Source organism: Vibrio crassostreae 9ZC13, from assembly GCF_000272045.2.
In the GTDB taxonomy this organism is placed as follows: domain Bacteria; phylum Pseudomonadota; class Gammaproteobacteria; order Enterobacterales; family Vibrionaceae; genus Vibrio; species Vibrio crassostreae_C.
The window spans coordinates 3,699-10,546 of record NZ_AJYZ02000039.1; the positions used below are offsets into that span (position 1 = coordinate 3,699).

Genomic DNA, 6,848 nt, shown 5'->3' on the forward strand with positions numbered 1-6,848 from the left:
ACTAGCAATAGCAGGGCTTTTTTACATTTGAAGAAAAGTGTTTGTTGTTATACCAATCCGGAAAATTAACTGATCAGGTCAGTCCAATCTCTTGTACACATTTTTGTGACGCGATCTTTGCACTCAAGAAATCCATTCCAAGCGCTACAGACCTTCGAAACAATATCGTTATAATCAATGAAGTTTTGGTTTGCTAGATAGTGTTGCCTTAACCAACTCCACACTTGCTCTATAGGGTTAAGCTCTGGTGAGTATGGCGGCAATTTGATAATACTGACATTATCAAATGGGTTAGCAATATCATCGGTATGCCATCCTGCGCCATCCATTATTACCACTGAATGACGGTCTTTTTCTGTGACTTTAGATATCTGCTCTAGATGGTTTATCATGATGTCTTTGTTAACCCAAGGGACGACCATTGCCTCACCAATCCCTCTCGATGGGCACACTGAGCCAAACAAATAAGCGTATTCAAATTGCTGCTGTTTTACTACGCGAGGTCTCGTTCCACGAGTAGCCCAAAGACGTGTTGTTGTGTTCTGCTGACCAAACCTAGCTTCGTCTTGAAACCAGACATCAACACTCTCTAGCCCAATATGGCCGGGGATCTTAAGGATCGTTTCGATTTGGAATTTTTTTAAAATCGTCTTGTATTTGCTGTGATTGTTTAGGGTGTTTGGAACGAGAAGTTATCCAAGAAAAACCCATGTGGTCGAGGAGATAATAGATGGAATTAGGGTGGTAGTGCTTGTCAAAGTGTTTAACGATGTAGTCATGTATATCGCTTCCAACAAGGCGGCCACCAGAAGGTGATTCAGCTTCTTTTTTTATGAAGGCACTGAGTTGAGCCCGCTGCTCATCGGTGAGGTATGCAGGCCTACCAGTCCGAGGTTTTTCTTGAAGTCCTTCTAGGCCTTCTTCAAAAAAAATCCGAACCCATTTATTGACACTGGTTCGACTGACTTTGAGAGATTTTGCAATTTGTGTACGAGAGAGGCCGTCTTTAAAGTGTGCGAGCGCAAGTAAACGCATCTTCATCTGAATGGTTTTTTGCTGGCTCGCAAGCTTTTTGAAGTCAGTGTTATTAAGGCTATCCATGGCTAAATTTCACAATAATTCATCAATCTTAATTAGATCACATTTTTACTTTAATTGGTATAAAGACACCGAGCCCCTGCACTTCATGCTATTCCGGCACATATCAGAAAGCCTAGTCTGACGACTAGGCTTTCGTCGTTTCCTGCGTATGTGTTTTGGGTTTTAGTAGTAGATCCTTATCGCTAGCTATGAAGTACTTCTCTATATATCGGGAGGTGCTGCTTGGGAATATAGGTGGTCACTTCTAACTCTTAAGCTAAATAGAGCAGAGCACTAATCTGATTGTTTTACTATGTGAAATTCTCTATCGCGTACGTACTTCGCCCTAAGGAGTGAGACTTTATTGCTTGAATACGTAAAGGGTAATTGTCGATTATGTTCGTATTGGTACTCGTTTAGCTGCTATCTAAACCATACCTGATACACGTATCTGGAACCCTGAGACTGACTAAGGAAAAGGTAGGATGCTTAACACTTCAAGCTATCACACTCACTGTGCATAAATAGAGATGTTGATTCGAAAGACCATCAAACAAACCTAAATAGCTATCTCGTAGATACAAAAACGCCTAGCGTTTGCTAGGCGTTGATAAATAGTGTCTCTAATACATCGACTACAGTATTTGCTTAAGCACCCTATCGGCTTTCACACGAGTGATCTTACGAATCAACTTCTGAACTTCCATCGGGTAGCTCTCTACCTTGTCTAACTGCTTATATGTACAGATAAGCTGAGTGTGTTGAAGGATGTTATCCACTTCAGCCTGAAACTTGTCTGTTAGGTGATGGTAGTTATCTTGGATAAAGATACCGTTCTCTAGATCCAACTTCCATGCGCGTGGATTTAGATTATTACCTGTTAGTAGCATGTAGCGCTTATCTACCCAAATGCCCTTTAGGTGGAAGCTATTGGAATCGTGTTGCCAAAGTCGAATTGATAGATTACGGCTAGCAATATGAGCTTCATTCGCTTTAGCGAAACGGCGTAAGTTCAGTTCGTAAAGGTATGGCAAACCACCAATCGTTTTAAACTCTTCTTCTGGTGAGATAAAGAAATCATTCGCTGTCTTATCACCAACAACAATGCTGACCTTTACGCCACGCTTAAGTGCTTTCTTCACTTCTTTAGCTAGGCTAGGTGGGAAGTTGAAGTAAGGTGTGCAGATGAAGATTTCATCTTTAGCTTGAGCGACGAGTTGGTTGATTCCCTGATTCAGACGGTTACGTCTTTTACCGATACCAACCAATGGTGTTACAGCCACTTGCTCTGCTGAAACCTCTTGCCCTTCGAATTGATACTGAGACCTTGCCAATGATGCTCGAAACTGACGAATCGCTGGTTTCAGTTCTTTGGTCGCAGGCTTGTTCTTATCAGCCAGGTCATAAACAGCGCTGTCCGCAACCATCTGTTCGTGTACGTAGGCAAACATTGAGTCAGCAAGAGCTGCATTGTTTAAAACATGGTAACGATCAAAGCGATAGCGGTCATGGTAATTCAGATAGATATTGTTAAGGCTTGCACCGCTGTATATCACGCTATCATCGACGATAAAGCCTTTTAAGTGCAATACGCCAAAGACTTCTTTGCCGCGAACGGGAATGCCATAGACAGGCACAGAATGTTGATATTTCTCTGCGAACTCTTTATACATGGCTGCATTGCCTTCAGAAGACTCTGCGCCAATCAATCCACGCTGCGCCCGGTGCCAATCGACACAAACGCTCACGTCTAATTCTGGATTCTTTTGCTTTGCTTCATATAAGGCAGTCAGGATCTCACGGCCAGCCTCATCATCTTCAAGATACAAAGCGACTAAACTAATACGAGTCGTTGCGCGAGATATTTCATCAAGTAGGCGAGTTCGAAACTCTTGCGCTGATAGTAGTACTTCAAACTTGTCAGGATTCTGCGCTATGGTTGGCAACTGTATGAATGGATTCCTACTGGCAATCATATTGACTGTTTTACCTTAAAAATATGCAAAATTGCGAACCTTTAATTTTACCAAAGGGATAGCACCAAATACTAGATAATCGAGGCATTCTCTAACAATTTTGCTGATAATGCATAGGAATGAGATCTTTTCCGCTATTCGAATAGCGCTCGTATAAAACTCTTAAACCATTTGGTAGATCTTTAGGGTCTACTTGTACGAATTTGTGTCGCGCGTAAAAATTGGTGAGATGAGCGTACGCAAAGCAGTAATCATCTTCCGTTAGCGTATGTTGCGCACAATAATCCATAAGCTGGGAGCCTAATTGCTGACCACGATGTTGTTTTGATATCGCCATACCGGTAAGTAAGCGATTATTTTCTATTGTACGAAAACGCACGACACCGCACAGTTCGTTATTCAGCAATAACGAATAGATCAGTTCACTCTTATTCGCTTTTCCCGTTGGGTAATGTTCTTTATAGAAACGTTTAACTAGGGGAACCTTTACTGGGTCTAATTGAGTAATGATGACATTGTTCATTCAGTCACTGCGCCATTGGTTTATCTGCTGTAGAATGACCGCAGTGTAAGTTAATTGAATATCGCCATGCAATTCCATCTCAATGCTAGTTTAAAAAATGTTCATACTTTTTCCATCGATCAGACGTGTGATGCGTTGGTTGAAGTCACCACTACCGAAGAACTTATTTCGCTTTACAAAGACCCTAAATGGTCAGCTTTGCCTAAGTTAATACTGGGTAAGGGCAGTAATATGCTTTTTACTGAGCACTTCGCTGGCCTGGTCATCGTGAATAAATTAGCCGGGATTGAGCTGGCCGAGACGGACAGTCATCACCTACTGCATGTGAGTGGTGGCGAGGATTGGCCAAGCTTGGTTGAGTGGACTGTGGATAAAGGGCTGGGTGGTCTAGAAAACCTAGCAATGATACCCGGCTGTTCCGGCTCTGCTCCGATTCAGAATATTGGTGCGTATGGTGTTGAGCTACAAGACGTATGCGAGTATGTCGATATCCTGTGTCTGGATACTTATACAGTTAAGCGATTAAGCAAAGAAGAGTGTCTCTTTGGTTACCGAGATTCTATTTTCAAACACGCTCTCTACGATAAAGCGATTGTTGTTGCGATTGGTTTAACGTTGCCGAAAGAGTGGGAGCCATGCAATCACTATGGCCCGTTAAAAAGCCTAGCAGCCGATACGCTCTCCCCTCGCACTATATTTGATGAAGTGTGTGCTATCCGTTCAAGTAAGCTGCCAGACCCTAGAGTACAAGGGAATGCGGGTAGCTTCTTCAAAAACCCTGTGATCACCAAAGATCATTTTGATCGCTTGTTAGCTCTATATCCAAATATGGTTGGTTATGAGAGTAATGACATGATCAAAGTTGCTGCTGGCTGGCTGATTGATCAATGCCAGTTCAAGGGTGTGACAGAAGGTGGCGCTCAGGTTCACCCCAACCAAGCATTGGTTATTATCAATTATGATGAGGCTTCTGCTGTGGATATCCTTAAGCTTGCAGAGCGAGTGCGCCAGTCCGTTTTGAATAAATTCGATATTCGATTGGAACATGAAGTGCGCTTTATGGGACGAGACTGCGAGACAAACTTGGATAAGGCTTTGGAGTCATTGGCATGAGAGAGCACAGTACCAAGCTTGCACTATTGAGATGTCTTGCTGACGGTGAGTTTCATTCAGGTGAAGACCTAGGTGAAATGATTGGCGTATCACGAGCGGCTATCAGTAAGCACATTAAAGGTATTCAAGAGTGGGGTTTAGATATCTACCGAGTACAAGGCAAGGGTTACAAACTAGCCAGTCGTTTGGATATGCTTGACCAAGACAAATTGTCTGCAGTTAGTCGCGATGCTTCTCTTGAACTCATTCCCATCATAGGTTCTACAAACCAACACCTATTAGAGCGCACTAACACCCTCGAATCGGGTTCTGTCTGTATTGCTGAATATCAAGCTGCGGGTCGTGGACGCCGTGGACGAGAGTGGGTATCACCATTTGGTGCAAACCTCTATCTTTCAATGTATTGGAGACTCGACGCGGGGATGGCTGCCGCAATGGGCTTAAGCCTTGTGGTTGGTGTAGCTGTTGTTGAAGCTTTGGAAGAGATGGGCGTAGAAGGTGTAAAGCTTAAATGGCCGAACGACCTTTACCACAATGACAAGAAGCTTGCAGGTATCTTGGTCGAGCTGTCAGGACAGTCTGGCGGCGCTGCGCATATTGTGATTGGTTTAGGGCTAAACCTATCCATGGATCCAACAACATCAGGTATTGGCCAGCCATGGACTTCCCTTAAAGAAGTGTGTGATGGGAAGGTGCCAGACCGTAACCAGTTAGCGCAGGCTCTGATCAATGCTTGGGATAAGTCACTTGTCGACTACGAGTTGAAAGGAATGTCCAATTTTTTAGAGCGTTGGAACCGCTTGGATAATTTCTTAGGTCGCAATGTTAGATTGATCATTGGACCTAGAGAAATTGAAGGTGTTGTTCAAGGCATCGATGAACAAGGTGCTGTATTGCTCAAAACTGAGAATGGTGTCGAGAGCTATATTGGTGGCGAGATATCGCTAAGAAAAGGCGACTAAGGCGTTACTATTTTCTTAGTAACACTTCTTCAACCATATGATCTGCGCCTTTACGTAGAATCAGGTGAGCCCTTTCTCTTGTCGGAAGGATATTTTGTTCTAGGTTCAAGCCATTAATTGAACTCCAGATACCTTCTGCTTTATCCAATGCGGCTTGGTTCGATAATTTAGTGTAATGACTAAAGTAAGAGCCAGGCTTAGTAAACGCACCATCGCGGAATTTCATAAAACGATTGACGTACCACTCTTTGATTTGTTGGCTATCAGCGTCAACATAGAGTGAGAAATCAAGGAAGTCTGAAATAAACACGCGATGTGGTTCGTGTGGATAATTCATTCCGGTTTGTAAGACATTAAGTCCTTCAATAATAAGCACATCTGGTAGGTCGACGCACTTAACGTCATCAGTAATGTTGTACGTAAGATGCGAGTAAACAGGGGCTGTGACATTTCTCTTGCATGCCTTTACATCCGAAACAAAGTTCACTAAACGCTTGATATCGTAAGACTCCGGAAAGCCCTTTTTGCTCATCAACCCTTTCTCTTTTAACACCTCATTCGGATATAAAAAGCCATCGGTTGTCACTAGTTCAACTTTTGGGTGGTTTTCCCAGCGAGAGAGTAGGGCTTTAAGCAGACGCGCAGTGGTACTTTTGCCAACGGCTACGCTACCCGCAATACCGATGATAAAAGGTGGCGCTTTCTCTTTCTTATCTAGAAATTGGTGGAGTACCGAGTTTCTATTCTGTCTGGCTGCCACATAGAGGTTCAATAGACGAGATAACGGTAGATAGATCTCTACTGCCTCTTCCATTGTGAGCTTTTCATTGATGCCTTGAAGCTCTTTTAAGTCGCTCTCAGAAAGTGTCATCGGAACTAAATTCCTTAGCTCAGACCAACGTTCGCGGTCAAATGACATAAATGGGCTCATACAAAACTCTATAGTGGATAACAAAACAAGTGCATGGAAAATACATCAAGCGATAGATAAATAAAATATCTTCCTGTACTAGATGCGGGTTAAAGACATAAACCTTGAGCTAAATAGCCGTATGTAGGAGTTTGGTCAGAGAATTTTGCACTTTTTTTCAATTTACTATTGCAAGGTGGAAAATCATTCAATAAAATGCGCCCCACTTGTGCCGACTTAGCTCAGTAGGTAGAGCAACTGACTTGTAATCAGTAGGTCACCAG

Annotated in this window: 6 protein-coding genes; 2 read left to right on the forward strand and 4 right to left on the reverse strand. The window is 43.0% G+C overall.

Going from position 1 to position 6,848, the window contains the following annotated elements; genetic code table 11:
• Window positions 1–65: 65 nt before the first annotated feature.
• From A136_RS22275 to A136_RS12555, 3 genes are all read right to left on the reverse strand, one after another.
• A protein-coding gene (locus A136_RS22275; protein ID WP_141707904.1) for an IS630 family transposase occupies window positions 66–1,101 on the reverse strand; the annotation gives its coding sequence in 2 pieces (ribosomal slippage) (window positions 66–641 and window positions 643–1,101; 1,035 coding nt in all).
• 614 nt (window positions 1,102–1,715) lie between these two features.
• Window positions 1,716–3,056 (reverse strand): CDP-diacylglycerol--serine O-phosphatidyltransferase, encoded by a 1,341-nt coding sequence (gene pssA / locus A136_RS12550; protein ID WP_029235079.1) that lies wholly within the window; start codon window positions 3,054–3,056, stop codon window positions 1,716–1,718.
• Window positions 3,057–3,147: 91 nt separating this feature from the next.
• Window positions 3,148–3,579: a GNAT family N-acetyltransferase gene (locus A136_RS12555; protein WP_017059798.1), complete on the reverse strand. Its 432-nt coding sequence runs from the start codon at window positions 3,577–3,579 to the stop codon at window positions 3,148–3,150.
• Between the two features lie 66 nt (window positions 3,580–3,645).
• Here A136_RS12555 and murB point away from each other — a divergent pair, with 66 nt between their 5' ends.
• Together murB and birA are read left to right on the forward strand one after the other, a co-directional pair.
• A complete protein-coding gene (gene murB / locus A136_RS12560) occupies window positions 3,646–4,692 on the forward strand; it encodes a UDP-N-acetylmuramate dehydrogenase (RefSeq protein ID WP_017062775.1) in 1,047 nt (348 codons plus the stop codon).
• On the forward strand, window positions 4,689–5,654 hold the full coding sequence (birA, locus tag A136_RS12565; protein ID WP_017059800.1) for a bifunctional biotin--[acetyl-CoA-carboxylase] ligase/biotin operon repressor BirA: 966 nt from the start codon (window positions 4,689–4,691) through the stop codon (window positions 5,652–5,654). Before murB ends, birA begins: the two co-directional genes overlap by 4 nt.
• 7 nt (window positions 5,655–5,661) lie before the next feature.
• On the opposite strand, the gene coaA is transcribed toward birA, so the two are convergent.
• On the reverse strand, window positions 5,662–6,585 hold the full coding sequence (gene coaA, locus A136_RS12570; RefSeq protein ID WP_017062776.1) for a type I pantothenate kinase: 924 nt from the start codon (window positions 6,583–6,585) through the stop codon (window positions 5,662–5,664).
• Between the last annotated feature and the right edge of the window lie 263 nt (window positions 6,586–6,848).